We start from the raw sequence: 25049 nt of genomic DNA, 5'->3' as shown, positions 1-25049 counted from the left end.
ATATGCCACTTACATACTACTCGATACAGAAGTTGTTGACAACGGGGCGCGCCATCGTCTATATTTATACCGATCGATACATATGTACCGCCATGACGGTCAGGAGCATTTCTGCGCCTGATCACTTTACAAGGATGTTTGCCGTGAATCACGCCACTATCACTACCGGAACCAGCCCCGCGCTGGCCGATCGCCTCCCCATCTCCGGCCTGCTGGCCCTGGCCATGACGGGTTTTATCTGTATCGTTACGGAAACCTTGCCCGCCGGCTTGTTGCCGCAGATCAGTGCTGGCCTTGGCATCAGCGCCGCGCTGGCCGGGCAAATGGTCACGGCCTATGCGCTCGGCTCCTTGCTGGCAGCCATTCCCCTGACCATCGCCACGCGCGGCTGGCGCCGCCGCAACGTGCTGCTGCTGACCATCATCGGCTTTCTCGTGTTCAATACCGTCACGGCACTGTCGTCCCACTACTGGCTGACCCTGGCGGCCCGCTTCTTTGCCGGCATGGCGGCCGGGCTGGCGTGGAGCTTGCTGGCCGGCTACGCGCGGCGCATGGTGGCGCCCCACCAGCAAGGCCGCGCCCTGGCGCTGGCCATGGTGGGTGCGCCCGTCGCCCTGTCCCTGGGCGTGCCGCTGGGCACCTTGCTCGGATCCCTGGTCGGCTGGCGCGCCGCGTTCTGGATCATTTCCGCCCTGACTCTGGCACTCATCGCCTGGGTCTTGGCAAAAGTACCGGACTACCCGGGCCAATCCGTCCATGAGCGCCTGCCCCTGCGCCGCGTCTTCACCACGCCGGGCGTGCGCCCCGTGCTGGCCGTCGTCATCGCCTGGATGCTGGCGCATAACATTCTCTACACCTACATCGCCCCGTTTGTGGCGCCGGCCGGATTGACGGGACGCATCGACCTGGTCCTGCTCGTCTTCGGCGCTGCCGCCATGGCAGGCATCTGGATCACGGGCAAACTGGTCGAGCGCCACCTGCGCGTCACCGTGCTGGCCAGCCTGGCTACTTTCACCCTGACGGCACTCGTGCTGGGCATCGCGGCGCACTTGCCTGCCGTCATCTATCTGGGCATGGCCGTCTGGGGCTTGTCCTTCGGCGGCGCGGCAACGCTCTTGCAAACGGCGCTGGCCGACACGGCGGGCAGCGGCGCCGACGTGGCTTTGTCGATGAATGTAGTGGCGTGGAATGGCGCGATAGCGGCAGCGGGCGTGGTGGGTGGCACCTTGCTGGAAACCTGGGGCGCGGGCGCCTTCCCGTGGGCTATGGTGGCTTTGCTCGTGCTGGCATTCGTGGTCGCCTGGTCGGCCAGCGCGCATGGATTCCGGCCGGGACGGCGCAGTGGCGGCGCGCCAGTGTCCGGGCATTGAGGCGACGCTTTTAATCCGCCGCAGGCACCATCACGATGCGGGGCACGTGCCCCGTGTGCGCGAGGAAACTGAGCACGGTAGCGTGCGACAGCGCCACCGTGGCCGTGTTGCGCAGCGGATGGGCTTGTAGATGGCTGGCCTCCCACACAGCCTGGTCCAGCACCAGTTCCACCGCCTGCGCGCTGTCGTGGATCAGCGCAAACAGGCTGACGGAGCCGGGCGTGATGCCCAGGTGCTGCAGCAAGCGCTCGGGCGAAGCCATGCTCAACTTTCTGGCCGGCAGCAAGCGCCCCAGCGCCGCCAGGTCGATGCGCTTGTCGAAAGGCACGATGACGAGAAAATGCCGGCGGCCCTTCTCGTCGCGCACGAACAGGTTTTTCACCATCAGGCCGGGCATGGCTGGCACATGGATCAGCGCTTCGGCGATGGTATGCACGGCCGGGTGTTCGACCCAGGTGTCATCACCGGCGCTGCTTGCCAGCCAGCGGGACAGGGGGTTGGGCATGTTGACTCCTCAGCTCGGACGCGATGAGGGATTGTAAGTGGTTGCTGCGCTGTTCGCTTGCTATCGCTGCTAAGGTTTTTTCTGCGCCTCTTCTTTATCGGCGGCCGCCAGCCCCCAGTCATTCCAGCCTTCCCCGAACAGTTCGATGGGATGCTGCGTGCGTTCGGAACCATTCCCGCAGCGCATGGCGTCCGGCGGACAATATTTGTCGCAGCCCCAGCAGATGCGTTCAGGGTTCTTGGGGTTTAAAGGAAAAGGCTTGGCCATGGGTTGGCGACGCAGTCGGTTGAGGTCTCTTCGACGACTGTAGACCTGGCACGGGCGCGGGTCAAACGAATTCCAATGAGGAATTTGTCCGGGGTCAATTCTATGCAAATGGGTGGTGTGGCGGCAAAGCGCAGCACCCTTCCAGCACGATACGCGCGACATTGATACCGCCATCGGCTGCCGGCTGCGCCTTGAGCTCGTCGCTTTGATGCTTTCCCACCATGCTTCGGAGGCGAACAGGCCGTAGCTGCCTTTCAGGCCCATGGAGGGTCTGGCCCTGTCGAGGGTGAGGGATTGGTCTTGGCGGTGCGAGTGGGGTCTTGTGCCAACGCTTCGGCGAGGGTGTAGACGGGTTTCATCAGGCGCAGGAGTGCTTGAAAGCGCTCACTCAATATTTGCGCCGAACGACGTATGCATTGCCGGCAAGTTCAAAACCGAGCGTCGGATAGTAGGACATGGCATCCGGGGCGGAGAGCAATATCAAGGACACTTCGTCGCCGATGATGGCCCGGGTGCGCTTGACCAGCTCTTTGCCGATACCCAGGCCCTGGTATTGCTTGTCTACCGCAAGGTCCGAGAGATAACGGCAACGCATAGTCTGTCAGCGACCGGGCCAGCCCTACAAGCTCGCCATCCACCCATGCCGACAGCAAGAGACAAGGCGCGGCAAACATGCGCGCGATTCTGGGGAGCTCGCTACTGGGCCGCTTGATGCCAGATTGATCGAAGACACGAACCACATCCAACGGATCAACAGGAAAGTGATGACGATATTGACAGTGATGTTTTCATTGATTCACGGGTGTAAGGAGATCGCGCATGGGAAACCTCTGTTATGCACATAAAATAAGCGGCGATAATCCAGGCATGTGGACGATACGACATAGGTGAAAAGTATGGATCCCCGTCTCGCCTTTGCGCCGATGCTTGAACGCCTGTGTCGCGAGCGGGAGGCGCCGCCAAGTGCCTGCATGTCGGCAGTCATCACGTGCAGTGCCAGAGGCTCGATGACCTGAACGGCCACATCGCCGGCATGGCCGTTCTGTTATTAAACCGCCTTCAATCTGTTAAAATACTTGAAATTTTAATGATTAGACCATGAATAATCTATATTTTTCAAATACAAGGAATTTTCTTAGCCAATGAAAGCCATTATATTCTGCACCAGCTTTATAAAAGATGCCCCATCATGGGAAAGTCGGTATCAAAGGTGGCTCGACTACTACGAAAACATACCAATCAATGCAATAAAAAAAATAATGATTGATGATGGGTCGCCGTATCTGCCGCCTATCGATATTATCAATACAATTTCCCATAAAGACCCGCTGGCTTCAAATACCGACAAAAATCTCATCATTCACTTTGATAACAATCTCGGGCGACAAAGCGGAGTTGACTACCCCGGTTGGTGGCGAAGTTTTCTCCACTCCATTAATGTGGCAAATGAATTAGGTGTTGATAAAATAATCCATATCGAGTCGGATGCCTATATTTTGACGCCTCGCATGGTGAATTTCATCAATGAAATAGAATCAGGCTGGAACGTACTATGGTCTCCACGCCATCGTTTTCCAGAGACTGCCATTCAAGTCATTTGTAGAGATCAATTTGAAATTTTTGAAAAATTCAAAAACGATAATCTAAGTTTTTCTTTTCCGGATATTGCCGAAAGATTGCTTCCCTTCACGGCTGTACACCAGCAGTTCAAAGGGGACCGTTACAGCGATTTCACGAAAAACAGATGGATATTTCGTTCGCGAAAATTTAACAAAATTCCAATTTTTAAACATGATTTTTTCTTGGAAATGATACCGCCGGATGCAGACTTTGTCACGCAAGGCATTAGCCGCCAACAATTCGTATTCAGACGGGATGAGGAAGCTTGACCTTGTCATGGCGGGAAACTCGCCAACTCGCACATGCCTGGTAATGACGCACGGTTCCATCATACGGGCAGGGGCTGGTGCGTCGTCAGGCTCCTGCCGTGCCATAGAAAAATATGCATGCCCGCATTTAACGCTGACGGGTTCGAGAAGTCTTACGACAGGATCGCGGCGCTTGCACGGGTATGAAAAGAAGGTCAAACAGAGGGGTAATCCTGCCAGCAGACGAACGCCACCAGCCCTGTCGACAGTTGTGTGCAATCTCAAAATGGAAATGTGGAACCCTCTATGTCTTTATCTAATAAAGAGAAAACTTGGCAAGGATTGTAAATATGTTGCTACCGCTACGATTGAATAAACGCATGTACGCCTCCCTTGCTAGCTCCTTTTTTCTTGTTGCGAACGTCTCATCGGCACTCGCTACTACTCTTGACGAAGATCGAACACGAGGTGACATACATGGATTGTTTGAGATAAGGGATGCAGCTGTAAAGTTCATTGCAGCAGAGAATCTGAAAAATGGAACAAAGTGGCAGGCCATGGCGCCGAACCGGAAGATTCTGGTTGTCAAATGCGCGATATCTTTGCATGTAAAATGGGTTCCGAAAAGCCATGGCCTGTCTGGACCGAATGTAGCTGTAATTTGCGACAAGACCGTAAAGCCCGCGATACAAAAGAAATGGGAAGTTTTCGTACCAATCGATAAGGGGCCGATGGCACATAAATGATCACATTCGGGTCATGATCGATACAACCGATGCCCCGCGATGGTCCGGTCCTTACCAATGACGTCACAATTTTTCAACTAAATTCACTAGGCCGGTGCAACCGGACAACGACAGATATAATAATGGATTCAAATTTTACTGCTACCAAGACCACATTTAAATGAAAATATCATTCATCGTCTCGCTAGTAATTCTATCGCTAATCAAAACATCGCCAGCCTTCGCAGATAATATCAACGGGAAAAATCTCTACCTACAGAGATGTGCCATGTGCCACGGAATAGATATCAAAGGAACCGGACCATTGGCAAATAAAAGCAATCCTCCCACACCTGACCTTACAACATCCTCTTTCAAAAAACGACTAAAAGATTATCCTGGCGTTATTGTATCATCAATCATACTTCGTCCAAATGGCGACTTAATTCCAAAAACTTTGCGAGAAAATGGAATTAAGCTATCGCCGCACTCGTGGGGGATTAAGGATTTTCGCGATTTAAATCAATACATGAGTGGTGTTATTTCAAAAAATCGATAATTTTGAGATAAGATTGGAACATAGAAATCTAAAAGCCACATGCAGGGCGCGTGGTTCAGGTCTGCCATTTTTCACACAGACTGATGCGTTGTGTGCCGTGACAGCAGGCTCAGTCGGAAAGCTGATTAGATAACGGGAAGATCAATCCTGCCGGAAAACTAACATTGAAATTATTCGAAATATCAAAATTGCAATAAAAAAGCCAGTCAAATGACTGGCTTTTTTTATTAGGTCGGACTTTCTTGAAACTGTTTAGCGTTATCACAAATTTCATACCATGCAGGCTTGGAGCCAACATAAACATGAAATTGCATTCTTACCTCAGGATCATCATCCAAGCAGTTAACTGATATTGGAAATGAATCATTCTCTGAACCAATTTCCCCCAAAGAAGTTCCGCAGTTTTTGCAAAAAGTTCTTGCATATTTAAAGCGGGGCTCTGGCTCATATCGTTGAATAAATTCTCGTCCCTCCAGCAAGGTAAATGAATTTTTATCAACGAAGGCCAAGGCACTCGCTCCGACCTTCCGACAACGAGAACAGTGACACATGCCCATCATGCTTGGAGGGGATGCCAATTCAAACTTTACTGAGCCACAGCAGCAACTGCCTTTGATCATGAGGTGTCCTTTTTGAATGTTGACACTGTATTTTTACACAGTACTTCTAGACAGGCAAGGTACACATGGAGAAATTTTTCAGAACCTAAAACAGAAAGTACAGTGCGGGTGCAAGGGTCTGCCATTTGTACCCGAACTGATGCGTTGGACGTCGTAGAGGCTGGCTCCTTTGAAAGCGAATTGAAGGATTCGGGCCGGGCCGGCAGGCCTAGCCCTTCGAATCTCACGAACAATTTAAGCCGTCGCCAAGCTTGCAATTCCTCAAAATACTTCTTATATTTCAATAAATTACATAGTATATTATTCCGCACAAGGTTTTCATGCAACCTTGCATCACCGTATTTTCGCTGCCATGTGTAGCCGATGCGGAAACGATTTTTCTGCATGGCGACAGGCGCTTCAACTAGACTTTTCTGCCTCAGATTGAGCCAAAGCCTTCTCTGCCAACGCAAGTTGAACAACGTGATGGTACTTTTTTAAAAATATTATTTATAAAATAAAATTTTTTTAAATAAATATTTAACTTCTTCATGTGTGAGCACCCTTGCTCTAAACATTGAGGCCAGAACGGCCTGTAGCTACGAGAAATCCGCAAAACACGCAACCATTGATCGTGCAACCTCTCTGCAGTTACCCATCCTAAGTTACCTCCATCAGCGGCATCGTTCCATAACTGGAACACACCTTCTGGATGCGTCATTAATCCTTGAAAAATTGCATATTAGAGAAGCATTTATTTATAAGAAGCCATGAAAAACGGCTTTACGTCTTTGCGTACCTGAAGCGCAATGACACCAAGCTGGCACACGCATGGAAGGTGCTACTGGCGTCGATGGTCTGCACATGAAACCAGCGCCGCGGCCAGCCGCAGCAACATCGCCGAGGCGTTAAGCTAGGACGCAGGCCGGATTACCTCCAAACCCCAGCTTTCCCCATCGCCGAAACAAAAGTGGAAAAATCGCGCGCCGGCTTGCCAAGCACAGCCTCGACGTCACCCGAGACTTGCGCCAGCTTGTTGTTAGCGATGTCCTGATAAAGAACGCTGAAAGAGTAAGCCCATTCCTCCGGCACCTGTTGCGCGACTTGCTCGGCAACGTAGGTGGCGGGGTCGAGCGACACATACGAGAGAGGGTGTTGCGCCCCCGACGTAATTTCCTGCGCCACCTCTGCAAAGCTCAACAGGCAAGGGCCAGTCAGGTCGTACTGGCGGCCATTGTGGCGCTCATCCGTCAATGCAGCGACCGCCACTTCGGCGATATCATCCGCATCGACAAACGCTTCCTTGCCGGACCCTGCGGGCAAACGCAACTCGCCCGAGCGTACGGACTGGAGCAGGAAATCCTCGCTGAAATTCTGGAAAAACCAGCGCAGGCGCAGACTTGTCAGGTCTAAGCCGGCGTTGACGATATGATGTTCTGCAGCGCGCATGGCCTGTGAAAACTCGCTACCGTCATCCGGAGTCGAAGCCAGCACAGCCTTTTTCACGCCGGCAGCAGCAGCGGCACGGGCGAAATCTCCCACTTGCTCAGTCGCGCCGTCAAAGCCCAAACCGGGATGCACGATGTACACAGCGCGTACGCCCTGCAGCGCAGCTTGCCAGGTCGATGCATCGTCCCAGTCGAAGCGCACCGCCGATTTGCGCGAAACGGCGCGGACGTCGAACCCTCGTTGCATGAGATTGGCGGCGACGCGGCTGCCGGTCTTGCCGGTGGCGCCGGTGACGAGAATTGAACTGTCAGACATGATGCTCTCCTGATGGTGTTGCGATGGTTAAAAAAGTCATGGCTATCAAGCGTGCTCTGATCGCTGGCAAGTCCAGAACCCTTGCCGAAGCGCCAGCGCTCAGCGAAGTAAACCAAGCGCCATCTGCCGCCAGTCTGACGACCTCTAGAAGTTCTCCGGCGTCGGTATCAGCATGGCGGCGCAATCGTTGCGCTAGCCAGGCGTGCCATTGGCCTGCCATCAGCGTCTCCGCAGTCAGCGAACTAATAAGAGCAGACCAAATGCGCGTGGTGTTATCGTCCATAGAGAGTGCGGCGTGAACATAGGCGCGGGTAAAGCTGCCACGCGGCACCTGATCGACGGCGATCAAGTCGTCGAGCGCCGCATCCAACTCCTGCATCAGCTCATTGACCATCGCATCGACCATCGCCTGTTTATTGGCGAAATGATGGAAGAGCGCCCCCTTGGTCACGCCTGCAGCTGCCGACACACCCGCCACTGTCACGGCGGCGAGACCCTCGCTACCAGCGATCAACGCAGCACAATTGAGCAAGGCACGACGCACCGCTTCGGGATCCTTTCGACGTTCGTAAGCAGATGCCATGTCAATGCCCGCTTGCTTTAGAGAAGCCGTTGACGATAATCACCCCGACCACGATGAAGCCGATGCCGACCATGGCAATCCAGTCGAGCCGCTGCTTGAACACCACGATGCTGACAATCGCGGTGAGTACGATGCCCAGGCCGCCCCATATCGCATATGCCACGCCAATCGGCAAAGTCCTGAGTGCCTGGGCCAGTAAATAGAATGAAACGCCGTACAGCCCGAGGGAGATCAAGGTCGGCGCCAATTTGCTAAATTGCTCGGACTTGTTGAGGAACGCGGTGCCGGCCACCTCGCACGCAATGGCGCCGCCCAAAGCCGCCCACGATAATAAATTTGGAGTCATTTGAATAAAACGGCTGACGATTGAAGATGGCTGCAAAGATAACATACCGACCGGTATCTTTCAATTGAAAATGTGTACTATCAGCATGAACAAAGCCCTTCGCTGCAGCCTCTAGGCAAAGAGAAACCGCCCTACTGTCCCTTGGCAACGGCCCGGAAACTGAAATTTTTGGCTAAAAAAAAACCCGCCATCTTGGGCGGGTTGAATCCAATTCTTGGAGGAGTTGGAGGAGACAAATGAATTATGCTGCACTGCGCCATATCTCGCCAATCATCATTTGTAATGAGATGTATCACAGGTGGGAATGACACTCTAATCGGTGATGGCGAACAACTCCATCCGCAGTTCTGTGAAGGTGCTGGGCGCATAAATGGCTATCGCCTGGGCCTTCATCATCGCCTCGTAAAGCTCACCACGGTTATCAATCGAGAAATAATAAGCGTTCGGGCGGACCGGCACTTCCATCGGCACCTGGGCCATGTGCACCAATTGCAGTCCGGGCAAGGCACTACGAATCAACGCCTCGATGTCGTGGGGCGATGCGATTTTTAACTGACGCGGTACCTCCGCGACCAGATTGAGCGCCGGCATATTGGCGGTGACGGCAAGGTACAGCCCTGCTTTCCGGTCCAGTAGCGTGGCGTCGATTTTTCCCTGATGGTATGGGCCTTGTTCCTTGTCGAGGGTGAGAGGAATGACGACGTATCTGGACGACACCACCGTATCGAGCAGTTCGCAAATGATGGCGTTCAGCGCGTCGAAACCGGGAGCCGGATTCTCATGGTCGTAGGAGGGTAAATCTGATACCGAATACTTCCGGGAAAACGCCATCAGGCCGCCCGCGAGCACCATCAGCTTGTCGAACAGCCGCTCCGGATGGCAGTGTCCCGACTTGGCGCAATGGGCCAGGGACGCGTTCGCGGCGCTGACCGTGCTGAGCATCCAGAATGAAGACACGTCGCCACTGTGCGCCTCGATGGCGTTGCCCCGCGGCTGGCGTTGCAGACGGTAGAGTGCATCGGCTTTCGCGCTCAACTTGCCGAGCAAGCCGCGCAGCATTTCCCGCATGGCCGGGTCAACGTCGACCGACAGGCTCGGTGCCATGAACGTCGGGTCGATTTCAAAGGTGCTGTCCTCCTTGCGACGCACCTTGACGAGCGGGATGCAGTCGTAGGCGTCACGCATATCGAGATGCGACAGCAGCCGCAGTTTTTTTCTCATGTAGGAAACGTTGGTGCTGAGCGCATCGGTGTAGAGGTCCAGAGCTTGCGCATCGAATGGCGAGTATCGGGTGTCATCGTACGGGGCCTCGCCGCTGGCCAGATTGCCGCCATGTGCCTTGACGACCGGCAGCGCCGCGTAAAAGACGAAGCTTTGCTCATCCGCGGGCAGCTTGCCCAGGTCTATCGCCAGAGGCAATTCATCGGACAGCGGCGCCTGGTAGATTTCTCCATCCTTGAAAATCAGGGTCAGTGCCTGCGCATACAGTGCATTACTGGTCACGCCTTCAATGCTCCAGCGTGCAAGCTGGACGCCCCAGGTGTAGGGATTGATGGCCGAGGCGATATGCCGCAAGCGGGCCTCGTGATACAGGTCCAACTGCTGGAAATGCTGCGCATCTAGCGTGAGACCTTCGGCCCACAAGACTTTTAATGAGATGCTCATGTTCTCTCCCTTGAAATGCATTGCTCGTCGATAGAGTTTGACGCTGCATTTAGGAAACTCATTGAGTTTTCGCAAGAAAGGTCCCAAGCCCGGCCGTTGCCACAATGACGACGAGCAAAACCCGCCACTGTCACCAGTATTGCGCAACCGCAACATATTCGCCATCGCTTGATTGATACTTGAACATCTGCACACGGCTTTCGTCCGTGAGGGGCAAGGAGAGCTTGATGGAAGACTTGTTGCCGTATTTCGAGCGTGAACTGGTGTATCTGCGTCGCCTCGGACGCGAATTTTACGAGCGCTATCCCAGGGTGGGCGGCGCCCTGCAGCTCAGCGACGACACTTGCCCGGACCCGCATGTCGAACAATTGATACAGTCCGTCGCGCTGCTTTCCGCGCGCGTGGCGAAGCGGCTCGACGACAGCTATCCTGAATTGACCGAAGCGCTACTGGAGACGCTGTTTCCGCACTACCTGAGACCCTTCCCCTCCTGTTCGATAGTGCGCGCCACGTATCCTTCCATCAAGTCAGCGGGCGAAGCACCGATGCTGACCATCCCGCGCGGTACCGAGATGGACTCAAGCGCCGTCGACGGCGTACGCTGCAGTTTCAAGACCGCCTACGACATCGTGCTCTCGCCGATGACGCTGGCCGCCGCCCGCTTCGAGCCGGTAGTACGCGCGCCCTCCAGCGTCACCTTGTCGTCATCTGCCAGCGCCGCACTGAGCATCGTCATCGACGGCGCCGCGCCGGCCGAGCTCCCCGCCCTGCGCGTGTTCATCGATGGCGAGCCCTCGTTTTGCGCGGCCCTGCGCGACGCGCTTTTCATGCGCGCCGTGTGCGCCTATGTTGAAACCGAGCCGGGGCGCTGGACGGCGTTGCCGGCCGTGCCACTGGCGCCGGTCGGTTTCGCCGAGGACGAGGCGCTCATCCCGTTTGACGCCCGCTCGCACGTGGCATACCGGGTGCTCAGCGAGTATTTTGTCTTTCCGGAAAAGTTCAATTTCTTCGACATCGACCTGGTGGCGTTGCGGGTGCTGCTGCCACAGGGATGTCGTCGCTTTACGCTCCATGTGGCCTTGGCCGGCCTGCGCCCGGATTCCTCCCGTGCCCGCATGCTGACGAGCCTGTCCGAGACGAATTTGCTGCTCGGTTGCAGCCCGGTGGTCAACCTGTTCCAGCGGCCGGGCCAGCCGATATCCGTGACGCAGTTGACTGCCGACTATGCGGTGGTGGCGGATGCCGCGCACGCCAAGTCGTTCGAGGTGTACTCGATAGACTCGGTCAAGATGGTGCGCCGGCGCGGGAAGAGGGAGGCAGTGACCGAATTCCGGCCGTTTTATTCGCTGCGCCACGGCGAGGACGCGTCCACAAAGAACGGGCATTACTGGATGCTGCGCAGCGATGACGAATTGGCTGCACTCAGCCCCGGCCATGAAAAGCGCATCACCCTGATTGACGGCGACTTCAACCCGATGGAGGTCGAAAAGACGAGCCTGTCGATTGCGCTTAGCTGCACCAACAGGGACTTGCCCAATGCGCTGAAATACGGGCAGGCCGGCGGCGACTTGACGCCGCTGCGCGACGCCGACAGCTACTCGGTTCGCCTTATGCGTCGGCCGACCCGCACCTGCCGTTTTGCCAAAGGGAGCCAGCAATGGCGATTGATTTCCCATCTGACGGTGAACCAGCACGCACTGTCGCAAGGCGGATTGCCGGCTTTCCGCGAAATGCTGGCCCTGTACGACTTGCCACATTCGCCGATTTCGCGGCGTCAGATAGAAGGCATCACTGACTTGCAACAAGCGGCGACGGTGACCTGGATGCGGCACAAGCATGGCGCCGCGCTGGTGCACGGAACCGAGATGCGCATGACACTCGACGAAGAAGCTTTTGTGGGCAGCGGCTTGCTGCTGTTTGTGGAAGTCATCGACCAGTTCCTGGGCCTGTATGTGCAGGTGAACAGCTTCATCGAATTGGTTGTTCTATCCAAACAATCCGACAAGGAACTCATGCGATGCAAGCCAAGAAGCGGCTACCTGACGTTAGCGTAATCCAGGGTTTAATGAATGAACCCCAGCGGTTCCATTTTGTCCAGGCTGTGCGCATCCTGGTACGCTGGCTGCGCCAGGCCGGCCTGTCTTACGATGACGAGCAAGCGCTGTCTCAGGTGCTGCGCTTTCAGAACAGCCTGTCGCTGAGCTTTCCGGCCAGCCAAATCGAGGCGCTGGGGGCGCAGCCGGCGACGCGCGAGACCGATATCGAATTACTGCGGGCCATGCGGCAAGCGCCGGGCACGAAGATATTCCTGACGCCCGCGTTCCTGGGGCTCCTTGGCGTGAACGCTGGCCTGCCTTTACATCGCACGGAGCGGATTAGCGCCGCGCAGCGCTGGGACGGGGACGACAGCGCCCGCGCGTTTATCGACCTATTCTCCCAGCGCATGGTGGCCATGTTTTTTCAAGCCTGGGGCAAGTATCGCCTGGAGCACCGGCTCGACATGGGTGGCGAGGATGGCCAGTTGCCGCTGTTGACGGCATTGGCGGGTATTCGCCGTGACGCGCTGCCCGGCGGCGCAGACGATGCCGCCTGCGATATGGCGGGATTCTATGCCGCGTTGTTGCGCACCCGGCCGGTGGCGGCAAGCTCGGTCTCGCGCGTGTTGACACATCACTTCAGGGTGCAGGTCGAGCTCGAACCTTTCGTCGAAGTCTGGGACGTCATCCCGAAAAACAAACGCAGCAAGCTCGGCGGAAGGGTCGCCAGGCTGGGTTTCGGCGCGGCGCTGGGCGGGCGCTTGCGGCGCAAGGACCTGCGCGTGCGCTTGAACATCGGCCCCCTCGACAAGGCCGATGCCGAGCGTTTTCTCCCACGCGGCAGCGCCGCCGTGGGGCTGGCGCAAAGGTTGGCGATGTTCGGACTGCCCAATCTGCAATTCGAGGTGCGGATTTTATTCAAGCCGTCGTGCCTGCAATGCCTCATCCTGACGAGCAAACCCGGCGCGGGGCGGCGTCTGAATTGGGACGCCTTTCTGTTGCGACAAGATGGCAAAGTTTCCAGAGACACGGCCGGCTACCTATTGCGGCCCATCGATGCAGCCTCACGCGGCGACAGTCCGGAAGCGGCTGGGATACAGATGCATCAATCCGGCCAAGTGGCCTTTGAGCAGGAGTAACGCGGTGAGACCCCTTCTATACGCAAGCAGCCCAGCCATGTCGGCTTGCTTCATGGCGATAGCAGCCTGCCGCGCGCGCGGCGACGATGTGCATCCTGTGCATGTGCGAAATATCGGTTTTTATCAAACATGGCAACGATGCGCCGCGCAGCGCGAAGACGGCACCGCCCAGTTGAGCGCCGCAGACGTGCTGGCCAGGCTGCATCTGCGCTTCGCCGAGAACGACGACCTGGTGCGCAATATTTTACTGCGCCACTCGCCCCGCAATTTTTCCCGGGACGCCATCGAGTGCGACGCCATGTTCACCACGGCGGCCCTGATGTTCTGGCAGCGGCCCAACGTGGTCATTGAGTTGACACCGGCATTGGAGCGGCTGCTGACGAGTTCCGACTTGGGCGAAGACATTCCCGCCGCCCAGTTGCGACCGCGCATGGCGGCCTGCTACATCCGATTCGGCGAGGCGATGCGGCAAGCAGTCGCGCTGCCCGCAGAGACCGGCGTTCATAGCATCCAAGGTGCCTAAGTGTTCGCCTCAACGTACAAGGGTAAACGGGCCATTTCCATTGTGGCGATTTATGCGGCGGGCCGTGACGAGCCCCTGGGCATCAGCAGCCTCGATTTTGTCATCGAGGACGAACAGGAATCCCTGCTCAGCGTCATCCGGCGTCAGTGCGGGGGGACGCTACAGTCCGATTCCTTGCTGGCGCAGCAAACGGCCCTGGCACAGCTTTGCACGAAGGTTTTTCTGTACTGGGCCATCGAACAGGCACGGCATGTAAGCCTGACGCCGCATGGCGACGCGTTGCGGCGCTTGCAGGGCATGGGGCCCAGAAATGCCGCCAAGCTGCGCCGACAGACCGAACGCCTCTATGACCGCGTGGTATTGGGGCCGGACACGCTGCCGGCCCATCTGCGCGGCGCGTCTGGAGAGATGTCGCCGCACTGGCGGCGCGGCCACTTCCGCATGCAGGCGCACGGACCGCGGCTGTCGCTGCGCAAGGTGATGTTCATTTCCCCCACGATAGTGCGCGCGGACCGGCTCACTATTGATGAGCTCCCTTGAGTCCCCTCAATACGGCTCCCCCGACACCCACCTACAGTGGCGGATACAGGATAAATAACGACCCATCTCATCCGCCGTCGGCGGGAAGCACATCGGAGGCTGCATGATACGCAACATCGTGGACGCTGGCATGGCGGCGCTGTCCGTATTTGGCGCCCAATCGCAAGCCAATCGGCTCATGCGCATGGACTTCCCGCAGGCGGACGGTCCCGCGAATGCCGTCATGCTGGTCAACAAGGTGCGCATGCGCGAGGAGTTATCGCGCGACTTCCGCATCGAGGCCGAGGTGCTGTCGGATGACGCCGGCATCCCCCTCAAAAGCATGATGGGCCGGATGGTCACCATTTCGCTGGTGCGCGAGAACGGCAGCCTGCGCTACATGAACGGCTACGTCGGCAGTTTCCGTTTTGTCCGTACCGACGGCGGCTTCGCCTACTACCAGATGGTGCTGTCGCCCTGGCTGGCCTTCGCCAAGCTGCGCAAGGACAACGTCTCCTTTCACCACCGCAGCACCATCGAACTGACCGAGACCACCTTCGGGCACTACCGCCAGCGCGACTGGAAGACCAGGCTGGGGCCCGGTTACGACGATAAAAAACTGACCTGCGCCAACCAGCATAACGAGACGGACTATAACCATCTGCACCGCCGTTGGGAAGACGCAGGGCTGTATTACCACTGCGAGCACCGGGCCGATGGCCACACGCTCATTCTCAGCGACAACTCCACCCTGGCCGAGCCCATCGACGACGCGCATGTCGCCGATGCTGCAGACCAGATGCAGTTTCGCGCCCAGGCCGGGTCCGAGGAGGCGGACGGGATTGACGACTGGCAAGCGGTGCGGGAACTCGGCTCCGGCAAACTGACACTGGCCAGTTTCAACTATAAAAGCCCGCATCCGCAACGGGTCCAGGGCAGCTCCCTGAACGCGCAGGGCGACGTGGACGGCTATGAACTCTACGAAAACACCGGCGCCTACGGCTACCCGAATCTGCGTGACGGCGAGACCCTGGCGCAGCGCCGCATGGAAGAACATGACCAGCGCACCCAGTATTTCGAGGCGGGCGGCAACGACCGCGCCGCGCAGCCGGGCCGCACGTTCAAGCTGACCGGCCACTTCAGCGCGCAAGTCAAGGCGCCGGCGCCCGGCGAAGACAGGAAACCGGGCATCGCTGCGCGCGACTATCTCATCGTCTCGGTTGAACATGTCGCGAGCAACAATTATCCCGCCGGCCCGGACGGCAAATCGGAATACAGCAACACCCTCACCTGCCTACGCCGCGACATACAGTGGCGCCCGGGGCGTCAGCACAACAGCGTGCCGTGCCGCCATCCCGGCGTGCAGACGGCCATCGTCGTCGGCCCGCCCGGCGAGGATATTTATACCGATGAACTGGCCCGGGTCAAACTGCAATTTCACTGGGACCGGTTAGGCACATTCGACCAGGCCAGTTCGCCCTGGATACGCGTCATGCTGCCCATGGCCGGCCAGTACTTCGGCCAGATGTGCTTGCCGCGCGTCGGCCAGGAAGTACTGGTGCAGTTCCTCGATGAGAACATCGACCACCCCATCGTCGTCGGCGTCGTCTACAACCGCGACAACATGCCGCCCTGGCATTTGCCGGCGCAACGCTCGCTGGCGGGATTGCGCAGCCGCGAATTGAACAGCGGCGGCGACGGCAACAGCAACCATCTGGTGCTGGACGACACCAAGGGCGCACTCCAGGCGCAGCTCAAGAGCGACCACGAGCACAGCCAGCTGTCGCTGGGCAGCATCACCCGCATTGACACGTCCGACGGGCGCATGGACGCGCGCGGCGACGGCTGGGAGCTGGCGACCAATGCCTGGGGCGTGGCGCGCGCGAACCGGGGCATGCTCATCACCACCGAAGCGCGCGCCAACGGCGCCTCGCACATCAAGGACATGGGCGAGACACAGCTGCGCCTGAAGGCCGCCCATGCCCGGCAAGAGGCGCTGACCAAGCTAGCCCTGCAATCGGGCGCGCAGGACGGCGAGGACCAGGGCAAAGCAGTGGCTGCCATTAAGGCGCAGAACGACAGCATCCAGGGCGGCGCGGGCGCCAAGGGCAGCTTTCCCCAACTGGCCGCGCCGCACCTGGTGCTGGCCAGCCCGGCCGGCATCGAGACCACGACCCGCGGCAGCACCCATCTGGCCAGCGACCAGCATACGGCGATTACCACCGGACAAGACCTTTCCATCGCCAGCGGCGCCAGCCTGTTTGCCAGCGTGCGGCAAGCATTCCGCCTGTTCGTGCAGCAGGCCGGCATGCGGCTGGTCGCGGCAGCCGGCGATATCGATGTGCGGGCGTTGAAGGACAGCATCAACCTCCTTGCCAAGCTCAACATCACGCACACGGCCAACCGCATCACCATCAGCGCCAAGGAAGAAGTGGTCATCAACGGCGGCGGCAGCTACGCCAGGTTCAGCGCCAGCGGCATCGAACAAGGCAGCAACGGCACCTTTGTCGCGCACGCAGTGAGCCACAGTTTGCTCGGCCCTAAGAACCTGCAGATAGCCCAGGTGCAACCGCCACAGGCCCAGCTAAAGGGCGCGGGCACGTTTCATTTGAACAGTCATCCGGCGGCGGGCGGCGCCCTGAATGCCGGCTTGCCCTACAAACTCTATAAGGATGGCGCGCTGACGGAGCAAGGGGTGTTTGACGACGATGGCAACATGACTTTCCAGCACGAGCTGGAAAAGCAGTCCACCTACGAGTTGGAGCTCCCCAACGGCAACCGCTATACCGTCGCGCCGAACCCACATGACGAGAAACAGGAAATGAGCGCTGGCATCGGGTACCACGGGTACACCAATTCGGGCGGGGCTGCCAACGAGGGCTACGCGACGCTGGAACAGAGTCGAGTGCTGTCAAATCCTGCATTGGACGACGGCGAAGATTCATCCGAAGCATGACGCCATCGCTGACTTTTTTAAGGACTGTACCATGAGTGGCATGAACAGCAACGTAGACCTCTACAAGCAAACTCTATCCTATCGCGACAACGACGCGCCCTACCAATGCCTCGCACAGCCTTGGTTTGTTCATGTTCCATATCCCGTCCATCCGCCGCGTTATCGCTGTTTTATTGAACCATTGATTTGCGGAGAAACGGTCTTTAGGAAAATAGCAAAGGACTTGGAAAGCGCCAAGCATAGCGTCGACATCATCACATGGGGATTCGACCCTGGCATGGTGCTGGTGCGCGGGAAGAGCGCCGAGGATGGGATACGTTATGGAGATTTGCTGAAGAAGATTGCCTCGCGCAAGCCCAATCCGGTCAAAGTTCGTTTGCTGGTATGGCACGACAGCACCGTGACGCAAAAGTTAATGAAAAACAATCCAGGCTACTACGGCAGACGATTCCCATATATCGGATGCGCCATGGGCGGTTATTTTAGCGAATCGCACCAAGCCTATAACGCAGAATGGTATGCGCAGGTTTGCGACGACGCGATACCGAATATTCATTTTCATGTGCGCAAAGTTCCTATCGCTTTGTTAGAAAAGTCATTGTCGGGAGAGCTGGCGCCCACTGGTTTTATGGCACAGGTAACCCAAGCGTTTGCCACGCACCACCAGAAAATGCTGTTGATTGACTATGAAAATCCGGTCAATGCGATAGGTTATGTGATGGGACACAATTCCGTCACCGACTTCTGGGACACGTCGGAGCACCACTTCCGCGACATCAGGCGCGAGCGCATCTACCACATGGAGCATGTGAAGCTACAGAAGGCGGCTTGGAAGGAAGGCGAGTGTTATGACAGTGCTGGTACAGGATACCAATTGAGCTCGCAGCAGCAGACGGCCAAGGAGCGGCTTGTCCAATCATACATCGACAAGAATAGCCATGTGGTCAAACCGTATCAGGATGTGTCCTGCCGCTTGCATGGTCCGATTCTCTACGACCTCAATCATAATTTCTGCCAAGCGTGGGAAAAGTCAACCAGGCCTACCTCTCTCTTCATGGACACGGCTTGGTTTTTTAATCCGCCAATCAAGCGTATCGTTAAGAAAGCTGGGGACTGGCTTCATGATGAGATGGACCCGGAGTTCATCGCGCGGCGTGCGAAGATACCATTGAGCGCGTTCAAACTACAAAACGGCTTACACAATGTACAACTGCTGCGCACCGAGCCGCAGCATACAGAGAAAACCATTAAGGAATGCTACGCCAACCTGACCCGGCAAACTCTTCGCTATATCTTCATACAGAACCAATATATCCAGTATGAGCCTTGGGCGGAGCATCTCATCGAATGCGTCGGCCGCCTGCGTTCGGCCGGCTACCTGAAGCCGATATATGTGTTCATCCTGACCTCCACCCCGGAAAATGATGGCATGGACGTGCCGACCTACGATGTAGCCAGCAAAGTGGGCAGGAGTGAGGCAATGAAGGTGGAGCACGAAGAAGCCTTGAAGCTGGCGCGTGAGAAAAAGACCAAACCGCCGATTACCGCAGAAGAACTGGCCGAGCGTGGCATCAAGGTTTTTATGGGGTCGCTTTGGACTTGCGCCAGGGACAAAGACAGGCTGCAAGCGACGGACTATGAAGAAATCTATATCCACGCCAAGGTGGCGATTGTGGATGACGCCGCGTTCACGATAGGCTCGGCCAACCTGAATCTACGCAGCATGGCACTAGACAGCGAGCTAAACGTGTTGAGCGAGGCGAAGGAGGTAGCGTTTCAATTGCGCTGTGATTTGTTCAGCCAGTGCTATGGGATGGCGGGGCCGCCGCAGTTTGGGGATATGGCGGATATATTTCAAAAATGGCAGGAAAGCGCTTCGACAAATGCGAAAAACAAAGCAGTGGGAACTCAACTGACAAGTCAGCTGCTACCTTTCTATGTGGACCGAAAACCCAGCTCGCCTGTTGTGTAGTCATGGGGAATTTACTAAAACGGTGGATTTATGCATCGGCTCTGCTGGTGGTATTGGCGGTGGGGGCATTTTGCGTCAAAGATTATTTACAGGAGAGAGCCTTGCACGCATTGCCATATGGATTCAAGAAGTTCAGTATGTCTGACCCGCTACCCGCATGCGCCCGCTGGAAAGACCACATGCCGGCAAGCCGCGACCCGGCAGCATACCGGCTCTATATCGAGGCTCGCAAGGTATGGCGTAGCAAGATAGCGTGGCAATTCACGCGAGAGGAGGCCATGCGCATACTCACCGATGTGAAAAAGGCGGCCGAGTTGGGCGACTGGGGAGCGCGTGCACTAATGGCGCATTTTTATCTGCACGGACTCGGTGTTCTCGAATCCAACCACGTGCTTGATGCAAACCCTGACAAAAGTGTTGAAATCGCCCGCATGGCTGCCAAGGAAATGCAACCGTGGGGGCTGTATGACCTCGGTGTCGCTCACGAGCATGGCTATGGCGGCGCGCACTACGATGTCGATTTGGCTTGGGCATACTATCTGAGGGCGGCTCAGCTCGGCAGCCCGGAGGCACAGATGGCCTTGGCTCAAGCCTATAGCAAAGCTGGACGCCGGGGAGATGAGACCACTATGCTGCATTGTGCATATCAGCAGGGGCATGGACCAGCTGCCCACGAGCTGGCTCTATATGCTAGAGTGAATAAAAGGTTTCAAGAAGCGATAGATATATATCAAAATGGCGTGAAATTTGGGAGCGCAGAGTGTGCGCGAGACCTGAGGATTATGTTTAACCAAGGGTATTGGGCTATCGGCTCTGACAGGGAGAAAGATGCACTCAGTGCGTTGGGAGTTCAGGTAGACGCTGAGCGAGAGAGGCGCTACGACGCCATTTACGACGCGTTACAAATCAATCCCGACCCAAAGCTGAGCCGACTCGACCAAGTACTTCCATTGCCTCCGGCTGTATTGCCACCCTGGTCCGGGGTGGAGGACGCGGTCGAGCCAGAGTCATACGACAAACCCACGTACTGAGCGAACCTGAATGTCCGCCACATCTCATGCGGTTGCAAACGGCCCTCGTCGACGATGGCTATATTGCCTTGTTCTGCTGGCGTCGCTCGTTGCTGCGGCTTTTTTCCTCCCAAGCTACTTGCAGGAGAGAGCCTTGCACGCCTTGCCATATGGATTCAAGAAGTTCAGTATGTCTGACCCGCTACCCGCATGCGCGCGCTGGAAGGACCACATGCCGGCAAGCCGCGACCCGGCAGCATACCGGCTCTATATCGAGGCTCGCAAGGTATGGCGTAGCAAGATAGCGTGGCAATTCACGCGAGAGGAGGCCACGCGCATACTCACCGATGTGAAAAAGGCCGCCGAGTTGGGCGACTGGGGAGCGCGTGCACTAATGGCGCATTTTTATCTGCACGGACTCGGTGTTCTCGAATCCAATCATGTTCTTGATGCAAACCCTGACAAAAGTGTCGAAATCGCCCGCATGGCGGCAAAGGAGATGCAACCTTGGGGACTGTATGACCTTGGCGTAGCTTACGAGCATGGTTATGGAGGGGCACCTTACGATGTCGATTTGGCTTGGGCATACTATCTAAGGGCAGCCCAACTAGGCAGTCCAGAGGCACAGATGACACTTGCCCAAGCCTATAGCGACGCTGGAAGATTAGGCGACGAAAAAACTATGCAGCAATGTGCATACCAACAAGGTCATGGCCCCGCCGCGTATGAGTTAGGAATGACTGCAAGAATCCATAAACGCTTCATGGAGGCCATAACAATCTACCAAGAGGGCGTAAAATTTGGAAATTCGAACTGCGCGGCTACCCTATGGTTGTTATTTGAAGATGGGCATTGGACCAATGCGAAGGATGAGGAAAAAACCGCCTTAAAACTACTCGGCGTCACAGTGGACCCGGAACGCAGCAGTCGATACAAGACCGTTTCCGAAGTGTTGGATGTCAATCCCGACCTGAAACTGAGCCAGCTCGACCAAGTACTTCCGTTACCTCCTGCGAAAATGCCACCCTGGTCCGGTGTGGAGGACGCGGTCGAGCCAGAGTCCTACGACAAACCCACGTACTGAGCGAACCTGAATGTCCGCCACATCTCATGCGGTTGCAAACGGCCCTCGTCGACGATGGCTATATTGCCTTGTTCTGCTGGCGTCGCTCGTTGCTGCGGCTTTTTTCCTCTCAAGCTACTTACAGGAGAGAGCCTTGCACGCCTTGCCATATGGATTCAAGAAGTTCAGTATGTCTGACCCGCTACCCGCATGCGCGCGCTGGAAGGACCACATGCTGGCAAGCCGCGACCCGGCAGCATACCGGCTCTATATCGAGGCTCGCAAGGTATGGCGCAGTAAGATAGCGTGGCAATTCACGCGAGAGGAGGCCACGCGCATACTCACCGATGTGAAAAAGGCCGCCGAGTTGGGAGACTGGGGAGCGCGTGCACTAATGGCGCATTTTTATCTGCACGGACTCGGTGTTCTCGAATCCAACCACGTGCTTGATGCAAACCCTGACAAAAGTGTTGAAATCGCCCGCATGGCTGCCAAGGAAATGCAACCGTGGGGGCTGTATGACCTCGGTGTCGCTCACGAGCATGGCTATGGCGGCGCGCACTACGATGTCGATTTGGCTTGGGCATACTATCTGAGGGCGGCCCAGCTCGGCAGCCCAGAGGCGCAGATGGCGTTAGCTAAGGCATATAGTGAGGCGGGGCGTCCTAAGGATGAGGCAACTATGCTGCAATGTGCATATCAACAGGGACACGGTCCGGCTGCCTATTCGCTGGCTCTAGATGCCGGAGTAAATAAGCGATATCAAGAGTCGATACGTATATATCAGGAAGGCGTGAAATTTGGGAGCATAGAGTGTGCGCGAGACCTCGAGGTTATGTTCCGCCATGGCTATTGGGGAAAAGACTCTGACGAGGAAAAAGACCTTTTAAGGACTTTGGGTATTGGAGTCGACCCGGAGCGTAAAAGGCGCTACAGCGCCATCTCCGACGCATTAGAAATCAATCCCGACCTAAAGCTGAGCAGGCTCGACCTAATACTTCCGCTACCTCCGGCGCAATTACCACCCTGGTCCAAGGTTGAGGACGCGGTCACACCCGAGTCCTACGACAAACCCACGTACTGAGCTAACCTGAATGTCCGCCACATCTCATGCGCTTGCAAACGGCTCTCGTCGACGATGGCTATATTGCCTTGTTCTGCTGGCGTCGCTCGTTGCTGCGGCTTTTTTCCTCTCAAGCTACTTACAGGAGAGAGCCTTGCACGCCTTGCCATATGGATTTAAGAAGTTCAGTATGTCTGACCCGCTACCCGCATGCGCGCGCTGGAAGGACCACATGCCGGCAAGCCGCGACCCGGCAGCATACCGGCTCTATATCGAGGCTCGCAAGGTATGGCGCAGTAAGATAGCGTGGCAATTCAAGCGAGAGGAGGCCACGCGCATACTCACCGATGTGAAAAAGGCCGCCGAGTTGGGCGACTGGGGAGCGCGTGCACTAATGGCGCATTTTTATCTGCACGGACTCGGCGTTCTCGAAACCAACCACGTGCTTGATGCAGACCCCGTCAAGAGTGTCGAAATCGCCCGCATGGCTGCCAAGGCGATGCAACCGTGGGGGCTGTATGACCTCGGTGTCGCTCACGAGCATGGCTATGGCGGCGCGCACTACGATGTCGATTTGGCTTGGGCATACTATCTGAGGGCGGCTCAGCTCGGCAGCCCGGAGGCACAGATGGCGTTGGCCCAGGCCTATAGCGATGCAGGTCGACTAAATGATGAAGAAACCATGCTGCAATGCGCATATCAACAAGGACATGGTGCCGCGGCCTATGCACTAGGAATTGATAGAGAAGCTTCGAAGAAAGACTTCCGAGCTGCAATGAAGATTTTTCAAGACGGTGTGAAATTTGGCAATCAAGACTGCGCAGACTCATTATTTTTATTGTTTGATTGGAAGACAAACAGCGAAGGGGATAGAGCGTTGTTAAGAGACCTAAACATAAATTCAGACAGCGAACGCAGCTCGCGGTACAGGGCCATTTCCGACGCGTTACAAATCAATCCCGACCTGAAGCTGAGCCGACTCGACCAAGTACTTCCATTGCCTCCGGCTGTATTGCCACCCTGGTCCGGTGTGGAGGACGCAGTCGAGCCAGAGTCATACGACAAACCCACGTACTGAGCGAACCTGAATGTCCGCCACATCTCATGCGCTTGCAAACGGCTCTCGTCGACGATGGCTATATTGCCTTGTTCTGCTGGCGTCGCTCGTCGCTGCGGCTTTTTTCCTCTCAAGCTACTTGCAGGAGAGAGCCTTGCGCACCCTGCCATATGGATTCAAGAAGTTCAGTATGTCTGACCCGCTACCCGCATGCGCGCGCTGGAAGGACCACATGCCGGCAAGCCGCGACCCGGCAGCATACCACCTCTATATCGAGGCTCGCAAGGTATGGCGTAGCAAGATAGACGCTGAGCGAGAGAGGCGCTACGACGCTATTTACGACGCGTTACAAATCAATCCCGACCTGAAGTTGAACAGGCTCGACCAAGTGCTTCCGTTGCCTCCAGCCCCACTACCGAAATGGTCCGGTGTGGATAGCGCTGTTAAGCCCGAATCCAACGGCCGTCCCACTTAATAAGACAACCTGGAACAAATAGGAGAAATACCATGCCCTTGAAAATCATCACAATCGGTGATTCCACCGACCATGGAGGGAAAGTCATCAGCGGCTCACCCACACACGATATCGGTGGCAAGGCGATTGCGCGGCTAGGCGACGAAGTCATGTGCCCGCAGTGCTATCCCGGTGGCGCGCCGCATGGCGTCAATAAAATCATTACTGCTCATGAAACCCTCACCGCCGGGGGGATTCCGGTGGCCATACATGGCTGCAAGACGGCATGCGGATGCTCGCTCATCGGCAAGGCCAGTGCCACAGTAGGATAGCTGGCCCTTGGCATCTATATGCGGGCCACTTCACAACAATGAACGCCCGTGCAGATACCGTTGGCCAACTGGGGACGTGCAAGTCCGCAACGGCCAATTCTCAGCTCTGCCTTGTTCCCATGGACTGCTTCTAAGAGCCAAATTGGGAGCAGCTTACCCACGTGCGCGGACCCATCGGGATGGCCACCGGAGAGCAGGTACCCAAAGCACCAGCTATCAAGCAGGCCAAACTATTTTGAACTGGTGGTGGAGTGCCCAAACTGAGGTCGCCGGCATTCAACCGGTACAAGGCCAGGACAAGGTTTCTGGCCACCATACGCGACATGCTCAACCGCCCCTTCCCGGACCTTTCGTGGCATCTTGAGGTTTAAACACAGGCGTCGCAGCTTTCGAGACTGGTCGGTTAATTTTTTATGGACCGATGACGGAGTAAGCCGGCAAGTTGCTGCGTCCGCAGCAGGATGCGGACGCCCGTTTGACGCGAAGTGTCAGTTCTAGTTTGAACTAATACCGATTAAGTGCACTAGCTCAGTCTTGAACAGTAAACGTCTTCCCAACCTTCCGATTACCCACAATTCGCTTGTATACTTTCAACGATTCTGTTAACTTTTTTCACATGAGGAATTTGATCGCAATCAGATGACAACGCGGAGGACGCCAAGCGATTCCGCATC

25 protein-coding genes and 1 pseudogene are annotated in these 25049 nt (G+C 56.5%); 16 read left to right on the top strand and 10 right to left on the bottom strand.

The genetic code is table 11. The features are described 5' to 3' along the window. Positions 1-134: 134 nt before the first annotated feature. Positions 135-1370, top strand: a complete 1236-nt coding sequence (locus ACQ4W7_RS12005; RefSeq protein WP_426072509.1) for an MFS transporter — start codon at positions 135-137, stop codon at positions 1368-1370. Positions 1371-1380: 10 nt separating this feature from the next. On the opposite strand, the gene ACQ4W7_RS12000 is transcribed toward ACQ4W7_RS12005, so the two are convergent. From ACQ4W7_RS12000 to ACQ4W7_RS11990, 4 genes and pseudogenes are all read right to left on the bottom strand, one after another. Continuing rightward, a complete protein-coding gene (locus ACQ4W7_RS12000; protein ID WP_426072510.1) occupies positions 1381-1875 on the bottom strand; it encodes a prolyl-tRNA synthetase associated domain-containing protein in 495 nt (164 codons plus the stop codon). Between the two features lie 69 nt (positions 1876-1944). Continuing rightward, a complete protein-coding gene (locus tag ACQ4W7_RS11995) occupies positions 1945-2142 on the bottom strand; it encodes a DUF3079 domain-containing protein (protein ID WP_426072561.1) in 198 nt (65 codons plus the stop codon). Positions 2143-2355: 213 nt separating this feature from the next. After that, a pseudogene (locus ACQ4W7_RS29135) lies at positions 2356-2436 on the bottom strand (immunity protein RhsI2 family protein); the annotation flags it as partial. A gap of 94 nt (positions 2437-2530) precedes the next feature. Beyond that, positions 2531-2737, bottom strand: coding sequence for a GNAT family N-acetyltransferase (locus tag ACQ4W7_RS11990; protein ID WP_436530702.1), 207 nt, complete (start codon positions 2735-2737; stop codon positions 2531-2533). A gap of 547 nt (positions 2738-3284) precedes the next feature. On the opposite strand from ACQ4W7_RS11990, the gene ACQ4W7_RS11985 reads away from it, so the two are divergent. From ACQ4W7_RS11985 to ACQ4W7_RS11975, 3 genes are all read left to right on the top strand, one after another. Beyond that, positions 3285-4031: a hypothetical protein gene (locus ACQ4W7_RS11985; RefSeq protein WP_436530700.1), complete on the top strand. Its 747-nt coding sequence runs from the start codon at positions 3285-3287 to the stop codon at positions 4029-4031. Positions 4032-4390: 359 nt separating this feature from the next. Beyond that, positions 4391-4756, top strand: a complete 366-nt coding sequence (locus ACQ4W7_RS11980) for a hypothetical protein (protein WP_426072513.1) — start codon at positions 4391-4393, stop codon at positions 4754-4756. Between the two features lie 160 nt (positions 4757-4916). Then, positions 4917-5294 (top strand): c-type cytochrome, encoded by a 378-nt coding sequence (locus ACQ4W7_RS11975; protein WP_426072514.1) that lies wholly within the window; start codon positions 4917-4919, stop codon positions 5292-5294. Between the two features lie 227 nt (positions 5295-5521). On the opposite strand, the gene ACQ4W7_RS11970 is transcribed toward ACQ4W7_RS11975, so the two are convergent. The 6 genes from ACQ4W7_RS11970 to tssK all read right to left on the bottom strand — a co-directional run bounded on the left by ACQ4W7_RS11970 (position 5522) and on the right by tssK (position 10251). Beyond that, positions 5522-5914, bottom strand: coding sequence for a GFA family protein (locus ACQ4W7_RS11970; RefSeq protein ID WP_436530697.1), 393 nt, complete (start codon positions 5912-5914; stop codon positions 5522-5524). A 418-nt stretch (positions 5915-6332) separates the two neighbouring features. Beyond that, the gene (locus tag ACQ4W7_RS11965; RefSeq protein ID WP_436530695.1) at positions 6333-6614 is read right to left on the bottom strand and encodes a hypothetical protein; all 282 of its coding nucleotides are present in this window, start codon (positions 6612-6614) and stop codon (positions 6333-6335) included. Positions 6615-6823: 209 nt separating this feature from the next. Beyond that, positions 6824-7657 carry an NmrA family NAD(P)-binding protein gene (locus ACQ4W7_RS11960; protein WP_436530693.1) on the bottom strand — a complete coding sequence of 278 codons (834 nt, stop codon included), beginning with the start codon at positions 7655-7657 and terminating at the stop codon, positions 6824-6826. Then, positions 7650-8240, bottom strand: coding sequence for a TetR/AcrR family transcriptional regulator (locus ACQ4W7_RS11955; protein ID WP_436530691.1), 591 nt, complete (start codon positions 8238-8240; stop codon positions 7650-7652). The genes ACQ4W7_RS11960 and ACQ4W7_RS11955 overlap by 8 nt, the downstream gene beginning before the upstream one ends. A gap of 1 nt (position 8241) precedes the next feature. Beyond that, positions 8242-8631 (bottom strand): DMT family transporter, encoded by a 390-nt coding sequence (locus ACQ4W7_RS11950; protein ID WP_436530689.1) that lies wholly within the window; start codon positions 8629-8631, stop codon positions 8242-8244. 267 nt (positions 8632-8898) lie between these two features. Further along, the gene (gene tssK / locus ACQ4W7_RS11945) at positions 8899-10251 is read right to left on the bottom strand and encodes a type VI secretion system baseplate subunit TssK (protein WP_436530687.1); all 1353 of its coding nucleotides are present in this window, start codon (positions 10249-10251) and stop codon (positions 8899-8901) included. A 227-nt stretch (positions 10252-10478) separates the two neighbouring features. Here tssK and tssF point away from each other — a divergent pair, with 227 nt between their 5' ends. The 12 genes from tssF to ACQ4W7_RS11885 all read left to right on the top strand — a co-directional run bounded on the left by tssF (position 10479) and on the right by ACQ4W7_RS11885 (position 24375). Further along, positions 10479-12305, top strand: a complete 1827-nt coding sequence (gene tssF / locus ACQ4W7_RS11940; protein WP_436530685.1) for a type VI secretion system baseplate subunit TssF — start codon at positions 10479-10481, stop codon at positions 12303-12305. Continuing rightward, the gene (tssG, locus tag ACQ4W7_RS11935; RefSeq protein WP_436530683.1) at positions 12269-13426 is read left to right on the top strand and encodes a type VI secretion system baseplate subunit TssG; all 1158 of its coding nucleotides are present in this window, start codon (positions 12269-12271) and stop codon (positions 13424-13426) included. The genes tssF and tssG overlap by 37 nt, the downstream gene beginning before the upstream one ends. A 52-nt stretch (positions 13427-13478) precedes the next feature. After that, a complete protein-coding gene (locus tag ACQ4W7_RS11930) occupies positions 13479-13949 on the top strand; it encodes a hypothetical protein (protein WP_436530681.1) in 471 nt (156 codons plus the stop codon). After that, a complete protein-coding gene (locus tag ACQ4W7_RS11925; protein ID WP_436530679.1) occupies positions 13950-14489 on the top strand; it encodes an AcrVA2 family anti-CRISPR protein in 540 nt (179 codons plus the stop codon). It begins immediately after the preceding gene. Positions 14490-14592: 103 nt separating this feature from the next. After that, a complete protein-coding gene (locus ACQ4W7_RS11920) occupies positions 14593-17424 on the top strand; it encodes a type VI secretion system Vgr family protein (RefSeq protein WP_436530677.1) in 2832 nt (943 codons plus the stop codon). Between the two features lie 40 nt (positions 17425-17464). Then, positions 17465-19396: a phospholipase D-like domain-containing protein gene (locus ACQ4W7_RS11915; RefSeq protein ID WP_436530675.1), complete on the top strand. Its 1932-nt coding sequence runs from the start codon at positions 17465-17467 to the stop codon at positions 19394-19396. A 2-nt stretch (positions 19397-19398) separates the two neighbouring features. After that, a complete protein-coding gene (locus tag ACQ4W7_RS11910) occupies positions 19399-20427 on the top strand; it encodes a tetratricopeptide repeat protein (protein ID WP_436530673.1) in 1029 nt (342 codons plus the stop codon). 133 nt (positions 20428-20560) lie between these two features. Next, on the top strand, positions 20561-21490 hold the full coding sequence (locus tag ACQ4W7_RS11905) for an SEL1-like repeat protein (RefSeq protein ID WP_436530671.1): 930 nt from the start codon (positions 20561-20563) through the stop codon (positions 21488-21490). A 133-nt stretch (positions 21491-21623) separates the two neighbouring features. Then, entirely contained in the window at positions 21624-22553 is a 930-nt protein-coding gene (locus ACQ4W7_RS11900) for a tetratricopeptide repeat protein (protein ID WP_436530669.1), read from the top strand. 133 nt (positions 22554-22686) lie between these two features. Beyond that, on the top strand, positions 22687-23610 hold the full coding sequence (locus ACQ4W7_RS11895) for a tetratricopeptide repeat protein (RefSeq protein WP_436530667.1): 924 nt from the start codon (positions 22687-22689) through the stop codon (positions 23608-23610). Positions 23611-23620: 10 nt separating this feature from the next. Next, positions 23621-24064 carry a DUF6396 domain-containing protein gene (locus ACQ4W7_RS11890; protein WP_436530665.1) on the top strand — a complete coding sequence of 148 codons (444 nt, stop codon included), beginning with the start codon at positions 23621-23623 and terminating at the stop codon, positions 24062-24064. 32 nt (positions 24065-24096) lie between these two features. Further along, positions 24097-24375: a PAAR domain-containing protein gene (locus tag ACQ4W7_RS11885; RefSeq protein ID WP_436530664.1), complete on the top strand. Its 279-nt coding sequence runs from the start codon at positions 24097-24099 to the stop codon at positions 24373-24375. The last annotated feature ends 674 nt before the right edge of the window (positions 24376-25049 follow it).

Origin of the sequence: Janthinobacterium algoris (assembly GCF_051380935.1) — a bacterium.
GTDB lineage: Bacteria > Pseudomonadota > Gammaproteobacteria > Burkholderiales > Burkholderiaceae_D > Janthinobacterium.
The sequence above is the reverse complement of the archived record's forward strand: the minus strand, read 5'-3'. Positions and strand labels throughout refer to the sequence as shown.

Excerpts from the sequence above, each read along its gene's own strand:
- ACQ4W7_RS11885 (WP_436530664.1), top strand. The coding sequence starts at position 24,097 with ATGCCCTTGAAAATCATCACAATCGGTGATTCCACCGACCATGGAGGG.
- ACQ4W7_RS11980 (WP_426072513.1), top strand. The coding sequence starts at position 4,391 with ATGTACGCCTCCCTTGCTAGCTCCTTTTTTCTTGTTGCGAACGTCTCA.
- ACQ4W7_RS12005 (WP_426072509.1), top strand. The coding sequence starts at position 135 with ATGTTTGCCGTGAATCACGCCACTATCACTACCGGAACCAGCCCCGCG.
- tssG (WP_436530683.1), top strand. The coding sequence starts at position 12,269 with ATGCAAGCCAAGAAGCGGCTACCTGACGTTAGCGTAATCCAGGGTTTA.
- ACQ4W7_RS11950 (WP_436530689.1), bottom strand. The coding sequence starts at position 8,631 with ATGTTATCTTTGCAGCCATCTTCAATCGTCAGCCGTTTTATTCAAATG.
- ACQ4W7_RS11915 (WP_436530675.1), top strand. The coding sequence starts at position 17,465 with ATGAACAGCAACGTAGACCTCTACAAGCAAACTCTATCCTATCGCGAC.
- ACQ4W7_RS11985 (WP_436530700.1), top strand. The coding sequence starts at position 3,285 with ATGAAAGCCATTATATTCTGCACCAGCTTTATAAAAGATGCCCCATCA.
- ACQ4W7_RS11965 (WP_436530695.1), bottom strand. The coding sequence starts at position 6,614 with ATGACGCATCCAGAAGGTGTGTTCCAGTTATGGAACGATGCCGCTGAT.
- tssK (WP_436530687.1), bottom strand. The coding sequence starts at position 10,251 with ATGAGCATCTCATTAAAAGTCTTGTGGGCCGAAGGTCTCACGCTAGAT.
- ACQ4W7_RS11890 (WP_436530665.1), top strand. The coding sequence starts at position 23,621 with ATGTCCGCCACATCTCATGCGCTTGCAAACGGCTCTCGTCGACGATGG.
- ACQ4W7_RS12000 (WP_426072510.1), bottom strand. The coding sequence starts at position 1,875 with ATGCCCAACCCCCTGTCCCGCTGGCTGGCAAGCAGCGCCGGTGATGAC.
- ACQ4W7_RS11930 (WP_436530681.1), top strand. The coding sequence starts at position 13,479 with ATGGCGATAGCAGCCTGCCGCGCGCGCGGCGACGATGTGCATCCTGTG.
- ACQ4W7_RS11975 (WP_426072514.1), top strand. The coding sequence starts at position 4,917 with ATGAAAATATCATTCATCGTCTCGCTAGTAATTCTATCGCTAATCAAA.
- ACQ4W7_RS11920 (WP_436530677.1), top strand. The coding sequence starts at position 14,593 with ATGATACGCAACATCGTGGACGCTGGCATGGCGGCGCTGTCCGTATTT.
- ACQ4W7_RS11970 (WP_436530697.1), bottom strand. The coding sequence starts at position 5,914 with ATGATCAAAGGCAGTTGCTGCTGTGGCTCAGTAAAGTTTGAATTGGCA.
- ACQ4W7_RS11995 (WP_426072561.1), bottom strand. The coding sequence starts at position 2,142 with ATGGCCAAGCCTTTTCCTTTAAACCCCAAGAACCCTGAACGCATCTGC.
- ACQ4W7_RS11960 (WP_436530693.1), bottom strand. The coding sequence starts at position 7,657 with ATGTCTGACAGTTCAATTCTCGTCACCGGCGCCACCGGCAAGACCGGC.
- ACQ4W7_RS11990 (WP_436530702.1), bottom strand. The coding sequence starts at position 2,737 with ATGCGTTGCCGTTATCTCTCGGACCTTGCGGTAGACAAGCAATACCAG.
- ACQ4W7_RS11910 (WP_436530673.1), top strand. The coding sequence starts at position 19,399 with ATGGGGAATTTACTAAAACGGTGGATTTATGCATCGGCTCTGCTGGTG.
- tssF (WP_436530685.1), top strand. The coding sequence starts at position 10,479 with ATGGAAGACTTGTTGCCGTATTTCGAGCGTGAACTGGTGTATCTGCGT.
- ACQ4W7_RS11955 (WP_436530691.1), bottom strand. The coding sequence starts at position 8,240 with ATGGCATCTGCTTACGAACGTCGAAAGGATCCCGAAGCGGTGCGTCGT.